The 14,370-nt window shown below is 66.9% G+C and carries 12 protein-coding genes and 1 pseudogene; 8 read left to right on the forward strand and 5 right to left on the reverse strand.

Annotated features, from left to right (window positions below):
• The 3 genes from lspA to dnaE all read left to right on the forward strand — a co-directional run.
• Positions 1 to 477: signal peptidase II (lspA, locus tag BJQ90_RS14965; protein ID WP_226761032.1), on the forward strand; the 477-nt coding region annotated here is incomplete at its 5' end.
• Complete coding sequence (locus BJQ90_RS14970) at positions 467 to 1,567, forward strand: RluA family pseudouridine synthase (RefSeq protein ID WP_226761033.1); 1,101 nt, start codon at positions 467 to 469, stop codon at positions 1,565 to 1,567. The genes lspA and BJQ90_RS14970, both read left to right, overlap by 11 nt.
• A gap of 93 nt (positions 1,568 to 1,660) precedes the next feature.
• Positions 1,661 to 5,218, forward strand: a complete 3,558-nt coding sequence (gene dnaE / locus BJQ90_RS14975) for a DNA polymerase III subunit alpha (RefSeq protein WP_226761034.1) — start codon at positions 1,661 to 1,663, stop codon at positions 5,216 to 5,218.
• Positions 5,219 to 5,399: 181 nt separating this feature from the next.
• Here the strand turns inward: dnaE and BJQ90_RS14980 are convergent, their stop codons facing one another.
• Positions 5,400 to 5,858, reverse strand: a complete 459-nt coding sequence (locus BJQ90_RS14980; protein ID WP_226761051.1) for a flavin reductase family protein — start codon at positions 5,856 to 5,858, stop codon at positions 5,400 to 5,402.
• A gap of 209 nt (positions 5,859 to 6,067) precedes the next feature.
• Here BJQ90_RS14980 and BJQ90_RS14985 point away from each other — a divergent pair, with 209 nt between their 5' ends.
• The 3 genes from BJQ90_RS14985 (at position 6,068) to nrdR (ending at position 8,878) form a co-directional block, all read left to right on the forward strand.
• Positions 6,068 to 6,805 carry a hypothetical protein gene (locus BJQ90_RS14985; RefSeq protein ID WP_226761035.1) on the forward strand — a complete coding sequence of 246 codons (738 nt, stop codon included), beginning with the start codon at positions 6,068 to 6,070 and terminating at the stop codon, positions 6,803 to 6,805.
• A 54-nt stretch (positions 6,806 to 6,859) separates the two neighbouring features.
• On the forward strand, positions 6,860 to 8,251 hold the full coding sequence (hisD, locus tag BJQ90_RS14990; protein ID WP_226761036.1) for a histidinol dehydrogenase: 1,392 nt from the start codon (positions 6,860 to 6,862) through the stop codon (positions 8,249 to 8,251).
• 135 nt (positions 8,252 to 8,386) lie between these two features.
• Positions 8,387 to 8,878: a transcriptional regulator NrdR gene (gene nrdR / locus BJQ90_RS14995; RefSeq protein WP_226761037.1), complete on the forward strand. Its 492-nt coding sequence runs from the start codon at positions 8,387 to 8,389 to the stop codon at positions 8,876 to 8,878.
• Positions 8,879 to 9,003: 125 nt separating this feature from the next.
• Here nrdR and BJQ90_RS15000 read toward each other — a convergent pair whose 3' ends face one another.
• The 3 genes from BJQ90_RS15000 to map form a co-directional block, all read right to left on the reverse strand.
• Positions 9,004 to 9,762 (reverse strand): SDR family oxidoreductase, encoded by a 759-nt coding sequence (locus BJQ90_RS15000; protein ID WP_226761038.1) that lies wholly within the window; start codon positions 9,760 to 9,762, stop codon positions 9,004 to 9,006.
• A gap of 4 nt (positions 9,763 to 9,766) precedes the next feature.
• Positions 9,767 to 10,570: a polyphosphate--glucose phosphotransferase gene (gene ppgK, locus BJQ90_RS15005; RefSeq protein WP_226761039.1), complete on the reverse strand. Its 804-nt coding sequence runs from the start codon at positions 10,568 to 10,570 to the stop codon at positions 9,767 to 9,769.
• 91 nt (positions 10,571 to 10,661) lie between these two features.
• Positions 10,662 to 11,540 carry a type I methionyl aminopeptidase gene (gene map / locus BJQ90_RS15010; protein WP_226761040.1) on the reverse strand — a complete coding sequence of 293 codons (879 nt, stop codon included), beginning with the start codon at positions 11,538 to 11,540 and terminating at the stop codon, positions 10,662 to 10,664.
• A gap of 126 nt (positions 11,541 to 11,666) precedes the next feature.
• Between map and BJQ90_RS15015 the strand changes: the two genes are divergently transcribed.
• Together BJQ90_RS15015 and BJQ90_RS15020 are read left to right on the forward strand one after the other, a co-directional pair.
• Positions 11,667 to 11,834 (forward strand): SPOR domain-containing protein, encoded by a 168-nt coding sequence (locus BJQ90_RS15015; RefSeq protein WP_128081649.1) that lies wholly within the window; start codon positions 11,667 to 11,669, stop codon positions 11,832 to 11,834.
• A gap of 171 nt (positions 11,835 to 12,005) precedes the next feature.
• The gene (locus BJQ90_RS15020; RefSeq protein WP_226761041.1) at positions 12,006 to 14,039 is read left to right on the forward strand and encodes an alkaline phosphatase family protein; all 2,034 of its coding nucleotides are present in this window, start codon (positions 12,006 to 12,008) and stop codon (positions 14,037 to 14,039) included.
• Positions 14,040 to 14,093: 54 nt separating this feature from the next.
• On the opposite strand, the pseudogene BJQ90_RS15025 reads toward BJQ90_RS15020, so the two are convergent.
• Positions 14,094 to 14,370: pseudogene (locus BJQ90_RS15025) on the reverse strand (MBL fold metallo-hydrolase); the annotation flags it as partial.

Below are 14,370 nucleotides of genomic sequence, written 5' to 3' on the forward strand. Positions count from 1 at the left end.
CTGGCGGTGTTCGCTTACGTCTTCGACCAGCTGACCAAACTGTGGGTAACGGCCAACATGACCGAGGGGGAGAGGATCCCGGTGTTCCCCCCGCTGCTGCACTGGTATTACATCCGCAACTCCGGTGCTGCATTCTCGATCGGCGAAAACGTCACCTGGGTGTTCACCATCATCATGACCGCCGTCGCCGTCGCCATCCTGCTGCAGCTGCGGAAACTGGGATCGCTGTGGTGGGCGCTGGCGCTCGGGCTGCTGCTCGGCGGTGCGCTCGGCAATCTCACGGACCGGCTGTTCCGCGAGCCCTCCTTCGCCATGGGCCATGTGGTGGACTTCATCCAGCTCCCCAATTTCGCAATCTTCAACATTGCCGACTCGGCCGTTGTATCCTCCGTGGTCATCATCTGCCTGCTCACCCTGCGCGGGGTCTCCCTGGACGGCTCGCACCTGACAAAGGACACAGTGAAACATGACTCCTAAGGACGCGGTGCCTGACCACATGGTTCCTGACCACACGACGCCGGGGGACCTGACGCCGGAAGACCTCACGCCGGTCGGCAGGCTGCCGGAAGACATTCTTCCTGAAGACATTCTTTCTGACGACGATGTGGACGCCGGAGACGGGGCACCGGCCGCCCCTGCGTCATCGTTCCGCTTTGTGGTCCCGGACGATCTCGCGGGGACCCGGGTGGACGCCGGACTCGCGAAACTCATGGACATTTCCCGTTCGCAGGCCGCCACCCTGATCGCCGAGGGCAACGTCACCAGCAAGGACAAAGCGGTCGGGAAGTCGCTCAAGCTTGCCCCCGGCGCCGTGCTCGACGTCGTCGTCCCGGAACGCCGGGACCCCCTGGAAGTTGTGGAGGAAGTAGTGGAAGGCCTGAACATCCTGCTGGACGATGACGAGTTCGTCGTCATCGACAAACCGGTCGGTGTAGCCGCGCATCCCTCGCCCGGCTGGGTGGGACCCACCGTCGTCGGCGGTCTCGCCGGCCTCGGCTACCGGATCTCCACCTCCGGCGGCCCGGAGCGCGCGGGCATTGTCCACCGGCTCGACGTCGGGACCTCCGGTGTGATGGTGGTCGCCAAGACGGAGAACGCTTACACAGCGCTCAAGCGGGCCTTCAAGGAACGCACTGTGGACAAGGTTTACCACGCCGTGGTCCAGGGCCTGCCGGATCCGCTGGCCGGGACCATCGACGCGCCGATCGGCCGCCACCCGGGCCACGACTGGCGTTTCGCCGTCATCGAGGACGGCAGGGACTCGATCACGCACTACGAGGTCCTCGAGGCGTTCGGGAAGGCCTCACTCGTGGAGGTCCACCTCGAGACCGGCCGCACGCACCAGATCCGGGTCCACTTCTCTGCACTGCGGCACCCCTGCGCCGGCGACCTGACCTACGGGGCGGACCCGCGGCTCGCCGCCACCCTGGGCCTCACCCGGCAGTGGCTGCACGCCCGGCAGCTGTCCTTCGACCACCCCCGGACGGGCGAGCGGGTCACGGTCACCAGCGAATACCCGCAGGACCTGCGCTACGCGCTGGAAGTCCTGGAGTCCGGACAGGCCTGATTGGTCCGACCGGCCAATGGATTGGAGCCGTCCAATCCGGTGGCGCGCGGGGTGCCGCGCTGAAAGGTCCGCGCACGGCACTAGAATGATTCGGTGACTTCCAGCAACAACTCGTTCGTGCATCTCCACAACCACACCGAATACTCCATGTTGGACGGTGCCGCCCGGCTCGGGGAGCTGTTCGATGAAACCGAACGGCTGGGTATGCCCGCCCTGGCCACCACGGACCACGGCTATCTCTTCGGAGCCTTCGACTTCTGGAAGAGGGCCACGGACCAGGGCATCAAACCGATCATCGGCGTCGAAGCCTACGTCACGCCCGGCACCGCGCGCACGGACAAGACCCGGGTCCGCTGGGGCGAGGAAAACCAGCGCAAGGACGATATTTCCGGCGGCGGCGCCTACACGCACATGACGCTGCTCAGCTACAACAACGTGGGCATGCGGAACTTGTTCCGGGCCTCATCGATCGCCTCCTTGGATTCGGTCTTCGGCAAATGGCCCCGGCTGGACCGCCAGCTGCTGAACACCTACTCGGAAGGCCTGATCGCCACCACGGGTTGCCCCTCCGGTGAGGTCCAGACCCGGCTCCGGCTCGGCCAGTACCGTGAAGCCGTCGAAGCGGCTGCCGAATTCCGCGACATCTTCGGCGCCGAGAACTACTTCTGCGAACTCATGGACCATGGCCTGGACATCGAGCGGCGCGTCACTGGTGACCTGCTGCGCCTGGCCAAGGAACTGAACCTGCCGCTGGTGGCCACGAACGACCTGCACTACACCCACGAGCACGACGCCAAGGCGCACGAGGCCCTGCTGGCCATCCAGTCCGGTTCCACCCTCCTGGAGCCCACATACGACAACGGCGGCTCGCGCTTCGCCTTCTCCGGCAGCGGCTACTACCTGAAGTCACCGCAGGAAATGCGGGAGCTGTTCCGCGACCACCCGGAGGCGTGCGACAACACGCTCCTGATCGCCGAGCGCTGCGAAGTCTCGTTCAATACCGGCGCCAACTACATGCCGCGCTTCCCCTGCCCGGAGGGGGAGGACGAAACGTCCTGGCTGGTCAAGGAAGTCGACAAAGGACTCCAGTACCGCTATCCCCAGGGCATCCCGGACAAGGTGCGCACCCAGGCCGACTATGAACTCGGCGTCATTACGTCCATGGGGTTCCCGGGCTACTTCCTGGTGGTGGCCGACTTCATCAACTGGGCCAAGAACAACGGCATCCGGGTGGGTCCCGGACGTGGCTCGGGCGCGGGGTCCATGGTGGCCTATGCCATGCGCATCACCGACCTCGACCCGCTGCACCACGGCCTGATCTTCGAGCGCTTCCTCAACCCGGACCGCGTCTCCATGCCCGACTTCGACGTCGACTTCGATGACCGGCGCCGCTCCGAGGTCATTGACTACGTGACACGCAAATACGGCGACGAACGTGTCGCGATGATCGTCACCTACGGCACCATCAAGACCAAGCAGGCCCTCAAGGACTCCTCGCGCGTTCTGGGCTACCCGTTCAGCATGGGCGAGCAGTTGACCAAGGCGCTGCCGCCGGCCGTGATGGCCAAGGACATCCCGCTGGCGGATATCCAGAACAAGGATTCCAAGCGCTACAGCGAGGCCGCGGACTTCCGGCAGCTGATCGCCACGGACCCGGAAGCCGCCAAGGTGTTCGAAACGGCCCTCGGCATTGAGGGCCTGAAACGCCAGTGGGGTGTCCACGCGGCCGGCGTCATCATGTCCTCGGACCCCATCATTGACGTGATTCCGGTGATGCGCCGCTTCCAGGACGGCCAGGTCATCACCCAGTTCGACTACCCGACGTCCGAGGGCCTCGGCCTGATCAAGATGGACTTCCTGGGCCTGCGGAACCTCACGATCATTTCCGACGCCCTGGAAAACATCAAGATGAACCGCGGGATCGACCTGGACCTGGAGGCGCTGGCCCTCGACGATGTGGCGTCCTACGAGCTGCTGGCCCGCGGCGACACCCTGGGCGTCTTCCAGCTCGACGGCGGCCCGATGCGGTCCCTGCTCAAGCTCATGAAGCCTGACAACTTCGAAGACATCTCCGCGGTGCTGGCCCTCTACCGGCCCGGTCCCATGGGCGCCAACGCGCACACCGACTACGCCCTGCGCAAGAACGGGATCCAGGAGGTCATCCCGATCCACCCGGAGCTTGAGGAACCGCTCTCCGAGATCCTGGGTGGCACCTATGGCCTGATCGTGTACCAGGAGCAGGTGATGGCCGTGGCGCAGAAGCTCGCCGGCTACACCCTGGGCCAGGCCGACATCCTGCGCCGTGCCATGGGCAAAAAGAAGAAATCCGAGCTGGACAAGCAGTTCGCCGGATTCTCCCAGGGCATGCAGGACAACGGCTACTCCATGGCCGCGGTCAAGACCCTCTGGGACATCCTGCTGCCGTTCTCCGACTACGCCTTCAACAAGGCGCACTCGGCGGCCTACGGCGTGATCTCCTACTGGACCGCCTACCTCAAGGCCCACTACGCGCCGGAGTACATGGCCGCCCTGCTGACCTCGGTCGGTGACGACAAGGACAAGTCGGCGATCTACCTCAACGAATGCCGGCGCATGGGCATCACGGTGCTACCCCCGGACGTCAATGAGTCAGCGCTGAACTTCACCCCGGTCGGAACCGACATCCGCTTCGGCATGGGAGCCATCCGCAACGTCGGAGTCAACGTCGTCGACGCCATGGTGGCGGCGCGCGAAAAAGAGGGCGCCTACACGTCCTTCAAGGACTACCTGGTGAAGGTCCCGGCCGTCGTGTGCAACAAGCGCACCATCGAGTCCCTGATCAAAGCCGGGGCCTTCGACTCCTTGAACCACCACCGACGCGCCCTGGCAATGATCCATGAAGAGGCCATCGACTCCGTCATCACGCTCAAGCGCAATGAGGCGATAGGCCAGTTCGACCTCTTCGCCGGTTTCGATGAGGCCGAATCGGAGGCGTCGCTGAGCATCGAAATTCCGGACCTGCCCGAATGGGAGAAGAAGGACAAACTTTCCTTCGAACGCGACATGCTGGGTCTGTACGTCTCGGACCACCCGCTGCAGGGGCTCGAAGGGCTCCTGAGCCAGCACGCCGACCAGTCCATCACCTCGATCATCGCCGAGGACGGCCCGCACGACGGCGCCATTGTCACCATCGCCGGCATGATCACCTCGCTGAGCCGGCGGATCGCGAAAGCCAGCGGCAATGCCTATGCCCGCGCGGAGATCGAGGACCTGGGCGGTTCCGTCGAGGTCATGTTCTTCGGCCAGGTCTACGGCCCCATCGCCTCGGTGCTGGCGGAAGACCTGATCGTGGTGGTCAAGGGGCGGCTGCAGCGCCGTGACGACGGGGCTGTCGCGCTGAACTGCATGGAACTGTCCGTTCCGGACCTCAGCGAGGGCCTCACCGGCCCGCTGGTGATCACCATGCAGACCCATAAAGCGACCGAAGCCGTCGTGACCGAGCTTGGTGACGTGCTGCGGACCCACCGGGGCAAGTCCGAGGTCCGGCTGCATCTGCAGGGTGACTCCAGGGTGGAGATCATGGGTCTGCCCGTCCATCTGCGGGTCAACCCAAGCCCCTCGCTGTTCGGGGACCTGAAGGTGCTCCTCGGCCCGACCTGCCTGGACAGCTGATATACCGACCTGCCTGGACCGCTGATATCCAAGGGCTTCCGGTCCCGGGTTAGGCCCGACACTTGCCGGGGTGACAGTTAGTGCCCATGCCACTCAAGGACATGGGCACTAAGTGTCACCTCGGGCGGGGAAGGCGCGTGGCACGCCGGATCCTCCTGGCGGCCGGCGCCTTGGCAGCGGGTCAGATCTCGTAGTCCAGCGGGACGGGCTGGCCGTAGGAGCCGGAGTGGTAGAGCAGCGGGGCGCCGTCTGAGCCCACTTCACCTTCGACGACCTCGACAACCACCACGGCGTTGTTCTCGAAGGAGAGCCGCATCTGGACCTTGCCGATCAGCCAGCCGGCCACGTCCTTGAGGATCGGCACCTCGTGGGGGCCGAGCTCCCAGTGATCGCCCTCGAAGCGGTTGGCGGTCCGGGCAAAGCGGTCGGCCAGTGCCTGGTTGTCGAGCCCCAGCATGTGGACGCCGATGTAGCTGGTGTTGGCGACGGCCGGCCAGGAGCTGGAAGTGCGGGCCATATTGAAGGTGAACCGGGGCGGCTTGGCCGAAAGCGACGCCACGGAGGTCGCTGTGAAGCCGAAGGGGACGCCATTGAAGTTGGCGGTGATGATGGCCACGCCGGCCGCGTGCCGGCGGAACATTTCCCTGAAGGTTCCTTCGAAGGCTTGGTCCTCTGTGGCCACTGCGATCCAACTCCCTGCTGCACGTGTGTGATGTTCCTACCCTGCCAGCGTATTGCGCCTGCGATCGGCCGCGGTACTTGTTTACCCGGCGGCGTCATGTGAATCGTCATCCGGGGACCCGCGGTGTCATGTGCCCGTCCGGCGGAAAGCTTGTTAAGGTTTGTTGCATGACACAGCCCGCAGTGCACGGCCAGCCCGCGGGTGACGCCGCGCAGGACACCCACCAGGACGCCGCGCAGGACACCCACCAGGGCGTCCCGCAGGACGCCGCGCAGGACGCCGGGCAGGACGTCCCGCAGGACGCCGCGCAGGACGTATTGCCGGGAAGCGCCCGGCGGACGGGCCGGGGTTCCGGGCCGGAGGCCGCGTCCGGGCGGCCGGTACAAAAGGCCGGCAACAGCGCCATGCCGTGGCGGAAGGCTGCTGTCATCGCCGCCGCCGGCGTCCCGGTGGGGTTGCTCTGGTGGCTCCTGGCCCCCTCCGGGTTGAATCTGCTCTCGGGAAATCCGGAGCTGCGGAGCGGCGGCCACACGGAAGGCTGGTTGCCGCGGGACCTGGTGCTGGCGGGCCTGTTCCTGCTCGCCGGCTGCATTGCTGGTGCGCTGGCCTCCGGCAGCAAACACGACGGACCGTCCGGCCGGGACGTCCTTCTCGCGGTGGGTGCCGGAGCGCTGGGTGCTCTCGCGGCTTGGGGGACCGGCGTCGTGTGCGGCCTGTGGTGGGGAACGCCGGAGATCGCTTCGGCCGGCGCCAGTAGTGCCTTCACACTGCGGTCTCTGGCCGTGCTGGCCATCTGGCCGGCCTGCACCGCACTGACCATCTTCCTTAACACCGTCTTCACCACGCCGCAGCCCGAAGCCGGGCCCGGGTCCCACCCCGGCGCCGTCGGGCAGACGTCGAAATAAGGTATCCGAAGTAACAGGCGCGGGTGTCTCCGGCGGGACACGTAAAATGAAAGGGTGACCCTTTCAGCTGACAGCTCCGTGCCCGCCGTAACTGCGCCCCCGGTTCCCGCCGCTCTTAACTTCCGCACCGTTGACCTTCGCGGCCAGCGGCTGACCCTGGCCGGACTCCGCGCCGCGGTGCCCCGGGCGCAGGCCGGCGCCATGGCCGATGCTGAGCAGAAGGTCCTGGAGATCATCGACGCCGTCCGCACCCGGGGCTTCGAGGCGCTGAGCGAGCTGGCCCGGACTTTCGACGGCGTGGAGCAGTCACACCCGCGGGTCCCCGCCGAAGCGCTGACCGCCGCCCTGGCCGCCCTCGATCCGGCTGTGCGGGCGGCATTGGAAGAGTCCATCAGGCGCGCGCGGCGCTTTGCCGACGCCCAGCGCCCGGGGGACACCGACGTCGAGTTCGGCGAGGGCGCAGTCGTCAGCCAGAACTGGGTCCCCGTGGCGCGCGTGGGCCTTTACGTTCCCGGCGGCCTGGCGGTCTACCCGTCGTCCGTGATCATGAACGTCGTCCCGGCCCTGGCGGCCGGCGTCGAATCCATCGCCCTGGCGTCCCCGCCGCAGAAGGGCTTTGGCGGACTCCCGCACCCCACGATCCTTGCCGCCGCGTGCCTGCTCGGGATCGAAGAGGTCTACGCGATCGGCGGCGCCCAGGCCATCGCAGCCTTCGCCTACGGCATCCCCGCCCCAGGGGGAGAGGATGGAATCGACCCGGTGGACGTCGTCACCGGCCCTGGCAACGTCTTCGTCGCCACGGCGAAGCGTCTCGTCAAGGGTGTGGTCGGCATTGATTCCGAGGCCGGCACCACCGAGATTGCGATCCTGGCGGACGCCACCGCCCACCCCGTCCTGGTCGCGGCTGACCTGATCAGCCAGGCCGAGCACGACCCCAAGGCCGCGTCCGTGCTGATCACGGACTCCGAGGACCTCACCGCCGCCGTCCGGGTGGAACTGGACCGCCAGGCGGCAGCGACCAAGCATAGTGCCCGCGTCCGCGAGGCGCTCTCCGGGCCGCAGTCCGGCGTCGTCCTGGTGGACAACTTAGAACAGGGCATCGCGGCATGCAACGCCTACGCAGCTGAGCACCTGGAGATCATGACCGCCGACGCTCCCGGGGTGGCGGCCCGGATCCGTAGCGCCGGCGCGATCTTCGTGGGGGACTACAGCCCCGTCAGCCTGGGCGACTACTGCGCCGGCTCCAACCACGTGCTGCCGACCAGCGGCACCGCGGCGTTCTCGTCGGGGCTGAACGTGACGACGTTCCTGCGTGCAATCCAGGTCATCAACTACACGCGCGCTGCCTTGAAAGAGGTCAGCGGGCACATCGTGAGCCTGTCCGGGGCCGAGGATCTGCCGGCGCACGGCGAGGCAGTCACCGTCCGGTTCGCCGAGCACTCCTGACCACAACATGTAGTAATTACAGGCTTGTTATTCGGCTACATCTAGTCGTAAACTGATTTTGGAGCCAACGGCTCCGGCGAATCACGGGTGTTCTCCCGCGGTCGGCCATCAGCTTGCGGCAGGGGAGGAAACGACATGTATTGCCCGTTTTGCCGCAACCCTGATTCGCGTGTGGTGGACAGCCGGATCGCGGACGACGGCTCAGCCATCAGGCGCCGCCGGCAGTGCCCCGAGTGCGGCCGCCGCTTCACCACCGTCGAGACCACCAGCCTCACCGTGATCAAGCGGTCCGGGGTCGGCGAGCCATTCAGCCGCAGCAAAGTCATCAACGGGGTCCGCAAGGCCTGCCAGGGACGCCCCGTGACCGAGGACGACCTCGCCATGCTCGCCCAGGAAGTCGAAGAGACCATCCGGGCCTCCGGTGCCGCCGAGATCGATGCGCACGAGGTCGGCCTTGCCATCCTCAACCCGCTCCAGCGGCTCGACGAGGTCGCCTACCTGCGTTTCGCGAGCGTCTACCAGGCCTTCGAATCCCTCGAGGATTTCGAAGCCGCGATTTCCCTGCTCCGCCATGAGGCCGAGACCAAGGGACGCGAAGGCACGAGCCAGCAGACTAGCCCGCTCTAGGCCCTGGCCAGGAGCGCCGGCTTACAGACTCCGGTGGTGGCAGCGGAGGGGAAGCCGCGGCCACCACCGGCACCACTTTTCCCAACACCTCCCAAGGGCCGGCGCAGGCGGCCGGCACCGTCCCGTCATCGGCCGCCGGAGACCGGCAGCACGGCGCCGGTGATATACTCGGCCTCGCGGGAAAGCAGCCAGAGCACCGCCGCGGCTACTTCGTCCGGCTCAGCGCCGCGGCCCAAAGGAATCGATGGGCTGAGCCTCTCCACCCGGTCCGGCATGCCTGCCGCCGCATGCAGCCCGGTATTGGTGCTGCCGGGAGCCACACAATTCACCCGGATGCCCTGCGCCGCGACCTCGGCCGCGAGTCCCACCGTCAGCACATCCACGGCACCTTTGGACGCCGCATAGTGCACCCAGGTGCCGGGGGAGCCTGCCTTCGTGGCGGTGGAGGAGATGTTGATAATGGAGCCGCCACGGCCTCCCCGGTCCGTGCTGAGCCTCCTGACGGCCTCCTGGCAGACGGAGAGAACTCCGGCGACGTTGACCTCAAGCACCCGCCGGATGGTCTCGGCAGGAACATCCAGAAGGGGGCCGATCAGGTTTCCGGTGATGCCGGCGTTGTTCACAACGCCAGTCAGGGCGCCAAGAGCTGCGGCCGCGTCGAAGAGCCGGGCCACGGCGGCCGGGTCGCTGACGTCCGCCTGGACGGCCACCGCAGCCCCGCCGTCGTCGGTGATGCCGTCCACTACGGAATTGGCCCCGCCGGGGTCGGCGGCATAGTTCACGACGACGGCGTACCCGGCCCGGGCGGCACGGAACGCCACCGCGGCGCCGATGCCCCGGCTCGCGCCGGTGATGATGAGGACCTCGGGCCGGGACTCCGCCATGGTGCTACTTGGCCAGTTTGTGCTTCAGTGCGATCTCAAGGGCGGCGCCGACGATGCCGGCGTCGTTCTTCAGTTCCGCCGGGACAATCGGGGTGCGCAGCTGCAGCCTCGGCAGGTATTCGTCGGCGCGCTTGGAGATGCCGCCGCCGATGATGAACAGTTCGGGGGAAAAGAGGAACTCCACGTGGGACAGATAGCGCTGCAGCAGCACGCTGTACTCCTCCCAGCTCAGGCCGTCCCGTTCGCGGGCCACGGCCGAGGCCTTGCTTTCAGCGTCGAACCCGTCAATTTCCAGATGTCCGAGTTCGGCGTTGGGAACAAGTTTGCCGTCGAAGATGAACGCGGAACCAATGCCGGTGCCGAGCGTGATAACCAGCACGGTACCCTCCACGAACTCGCCGGCACCGAAGCGGGCCTCCGCGAGGCCGGCGGCGTCGGCGTCGTTAATGACCTCAACGGGCCGGCCCAGGCGGGCGGTCAGCATTGCGTCGATGTCCATTTCCAGCCAGGACTTATCCACGTTGGCGGCGGAGTGGACCACACCGTGCTGGATGATGCCGGGAAAGGTGACGCCGACCGGGGAGTCCGGTGCAGGAGCATCGGGCCGGGCGGACAGCTCGGCCACCACCTGGGCCACGACCTCGGCCACGGATTCGGGGGTGGAGGGCTGCGGGGTGGGCATGCGCACGCGGTCGCCGACCAGCTTGCCCTTCTTCAGGTCCACGATCCCGCCCTTGATCCCGGTGCCGCCGATGTCGATACCGATCAGCGGGGCGTTCTTCTTCAACTTCTCGTCCTTCTTGGCCAATGTGGTTCCGTTCGTGGCAGGGGGCGGAGCATAGGAGGGGTGCGGCCCAGGGCCGACGGGCGAAGACCGGGATCTTCAGGTGGAGCAGGACTCAGGGGAGAGTCAGGACTTCCGCGCCGGATTCCGTTACGAGCAGGGTGTGCTCGAACTGCGCCGTGCGTTTGCGGTCACGGGTCACGACCGTCCACTCGTCAGGCCACATGTCCCACTCGACCGTGCCGAGCGTCAGCATGGGCTCGATCGTGAAGACCATGCCAGCCTCCATGACCGTGTTATATGCCGGGGCTGCATCGTAGTGCGGGATGATCAGGCCGGTGTGGAAAGCTTCACCCACGCCGTGGCCGGTGAAGTCGCGTACGACACCATAGCCGAACCGCCTGGCGTAGGACTCGATGGTGCGGCCAATTACGTTGATTTCGCGGCCCGGGGCCACAGCTCGGATGGCGCGGTTCAGGGATTCCTGCGTGCGCTCGACGAGCAGCCGGGACTCCTCATCAACGTCGCCGGCCAGGAAGGTGTAGTTGGTGTCGCCGTGTACGCCGCCGATGTAGGCCGTGATGTCGATGTTGAGGATGTCCCCCTCCTGGACCACGGTGCTGTCCGGTATGCCGTGGCAGATCACTTCGTTTAACGAGGAGCACAGGGACTTGGGGAAGCCGCGGTAGCCGAGGGTGGACGGATACGCGTTGTGGTCGAGCAGGAATTCATGGCCCACCCTGTCCAGTTGGTCCGTAGTGACGCCGGGCTGGATCTGCTTGCCGACCGCCACGATGGCCTGCGCGGCAATCCGCGAGGCGATACGGATCTTCTCGATGGTCTCCGCCGACTTGACCTCTGAGCCGGTGAACTTGGCCGGTCCGGGCTTTCCCACATATTCGGGGCGCGGGATCGACGCCGGAACGGGAAGCTGTGGACTGACTGCTCCCGGGACCAGGGTGCCGATGGGTGCAGTCGAGGCTAGAGAAGGCATACGTTGATCATATAAGGCCCGGCCGAACGCCAGGAAACAGAAGCGGAAAGATCCCGTGGAAGTCACGGCCGCGTTCGGCATCGTCCCGCCCCGCCGGGGCGGCACCCTGAGAGCTGAGGAGCATCAATGCCTGAGTACTGGTACAACGTCAACACGCACGAGGTTGAAGAGGACGCCATGTCCGACTGGAGCCAGCTGATCGGCCCGTACAAGACGCGGGAAGAGGCTGAACACGCGCTGGAGAAGGTCAAGGCCCGCAACGAATCCTGGGAAAAGGGCGACGAGGACGACTAAGGCAGGTTTTCTACTTCCGAGTTTTCCAGTTCCGAACGCCGGATGGTGATGGGCGGCGGATGACACCCGGAGCGGGCGTACTCGGACGGCCAGCAACGCTGGCCCATCGGCGGCGCCGTCTCACCCGAAGCGGATGAGCGCCAGTCGGCCGCCGGCGGCCATACTTGGAAAATGCCGACGAGCGTTGCCCGCACACGCGGCGTCCGAGTCACCGACCTGGCCAGGCTGGCGATTGCCTGGGCTGCCTCGACTGCGGCCCTGATTGTCACCGGCGCGCTGCTGCCTGGGTTCTCCGCCACCAGCTGGTGGGCCTACGCTGCCGTGGCAGCAGCGGCCGGCGTCGTCGGCCTCGTCCTCCGCCCGGCGCTGGTGGAGATCTCCGCCAGGGTGGGCTGGCTGGCTGTGCTCCTCACCGCACTGCTCGGGCAAGGCCTGATTATGTACGCCGCCATCCTCCTGATCCCCGGCATCGAATCGACGGCGTGGACCGCCCTCGCCGCAGCCTGGGTCAGTGCCGCCGTGGGCACGCTTATCTCGTGGGCCGCCACAGCCGGCACTGACGACGGCCTCATCACCTCGTTGGCCGGAAGGGCGCGCCGGCGGGCAGTAGTGACCGATCCGGAGGTCGACGGCGTCCTCTTCGTGCAGCTCGACGGTGTCCCCTTCCCCGTGCTGCAGTGGGCGGTACAGTCCGGTTCAGTCCCCCATATCCGGCGCTGGCTGTCATCGGGGGACTACACGGTCCGCGAATGGACTCCCCAGCTGCCCTGCACCACGCCGGCCAGCCAGATGGGAATTCTGCACGGCACCGTCGGCGGGATCCCCGCCTTCAGGTGGTACGACCGTGGGCTGAACCGGGTGCTGGTGGCCAACCGGCCGGCAGACGCCCGGGTGATCGAGGAGAGGCACCACACCGGCCGGGGCCTGCTCTGGGACGACGGGGTCTCCATTTCGAACCTGTTCACCGGTGACGCGCCCCGGTCGCTGCTGACGATGAGCCGGGTGGAGGTCCGGCGCGGCTCCACTCAAACCCGCCGTGCGTTCGCCTGGTTCTTCAGCTCGCCGAACGGGTTTATGCGCAGCCTCACCAGGACCGTCGGGGAGATCCTCAAGGAACGGTGGCAGGCCCGACGCCAGGTCAAGCGTGACCTGGCGCCGCGCGTGCACCGGGACTGGACGTTCGCCCTGCTGCGCGCGGTGACCAACAGTCTCCTGCGTGACCTGAATACGGTCCTGGTAGCCGAGGAGCTGCGTCGCGGGACGAAGAGCATCTACGTCGACTACGTTGACTACGACGAGATCGCCCACCACGCCGGGGTGTTCCGGCCCGAGTCGCTTGCCGCCCTGGATGGTCTGGACCGCACGCTGGGATCTTTGGCCCAGCTCGCCGCGTCAGCTCCCCGCCGCTATCGGCTGGTCGTGCTCTCGGACCACGGCCAGTCCCAGGGTGTCCCGTTCGCTGACCGGTATCACCAGACGCTCGGCGATCTGTGCGCGGAACTGATGCATGAACAGGTACAGGCAGTGGACGCGTCGGTCGAAGGGCTGGGGCGCGCGGGCTCCCTGGCGGGAGACGTCGCCTCTGGCGGCGTGACCGGAAAGCTCGCCGTCCGTGCCGACAAAGTGCTGACCAAGGCGCAGCAGACTTCCATTCCAGGCGGCGCCGCCGAGGAGCCGGTCGTCGTGCTGGGCTCGGGGAACCTGGGCCTGGTCTACGTCCGGGGTGACCGCCGCTGGACGCTCCAGGCCCTCGCCCGGGAGTGGCCGGCTCTGGTCCCGGGACTGGCAGGCCACCCCGGCGTCGGGTTCGTCGCCGGCATCGACGAAGACGGCCGGGCATGGGCAATCGGAAGCGGCGGGCGCCTCAACCTCGCAAGCGGTGCGGTGGAGGGAGCCGACCCGCTGGTTCCCTTCGGGTCCCATGCGGTGCGGGTGCTCCAACGTGCGCTGATGGACCCCGAGGCGCCGGATCTCTATGTCAACAGTGCTGTCGATCCGGTGACCAATGACGTCGCGGCATTTGAGGGCCTTTTCGGTTCGCACGGGGGACTCGGCGGTTGGCAGGACCGCGCGATGCTGCTCGGTCCGGCCGATCTTATGGCGGGGCTTCCCGAGCGGATAGAGGGTGCCGATGAGCTTCACCGGGCGCTGGTCGCCATGCTTGAGTCCTGTGGCCAGCGCGGGTCGACGGCGTTCCGGCGTTGAGCGGCTGGTCATTGCGGTTGGCTTGACGGCCGGGCCACTTCAGGGTGTGTTGGGTCAATGCGGCCTGACCCATGACTGGCCCGGGTAGAGGAGGACGGCCGTGCAGCCGGGAGCCTGCTCCGCCACGGCGTCAGCGAACCGGCGCCCGGGCAGCTCGAGCCAGCTCCGGGCAAAGTGCCTGACATAGGGAGGGTGCAGCGTTCCCCAGTGCACCGGCAGGGCGAACCGCGCCCCGCTCAGTGCGACAGCCTCGGCGGCGGTCTCGGGGGACAGATGTCCCGCCGAGAGCCTCGGTCCCCACCCCCAGACCGGCACCAGCGCGAGATCGATG

The sequence above is a fragment of the Arthrobacter sp. SO3 genome, from assembly GCF_020532825.1.
Lineage (GTDB): Bacteria > Actinomycetota > Actinomycetes > Actinomycetales > Micrococcaceae > Arthrobacter.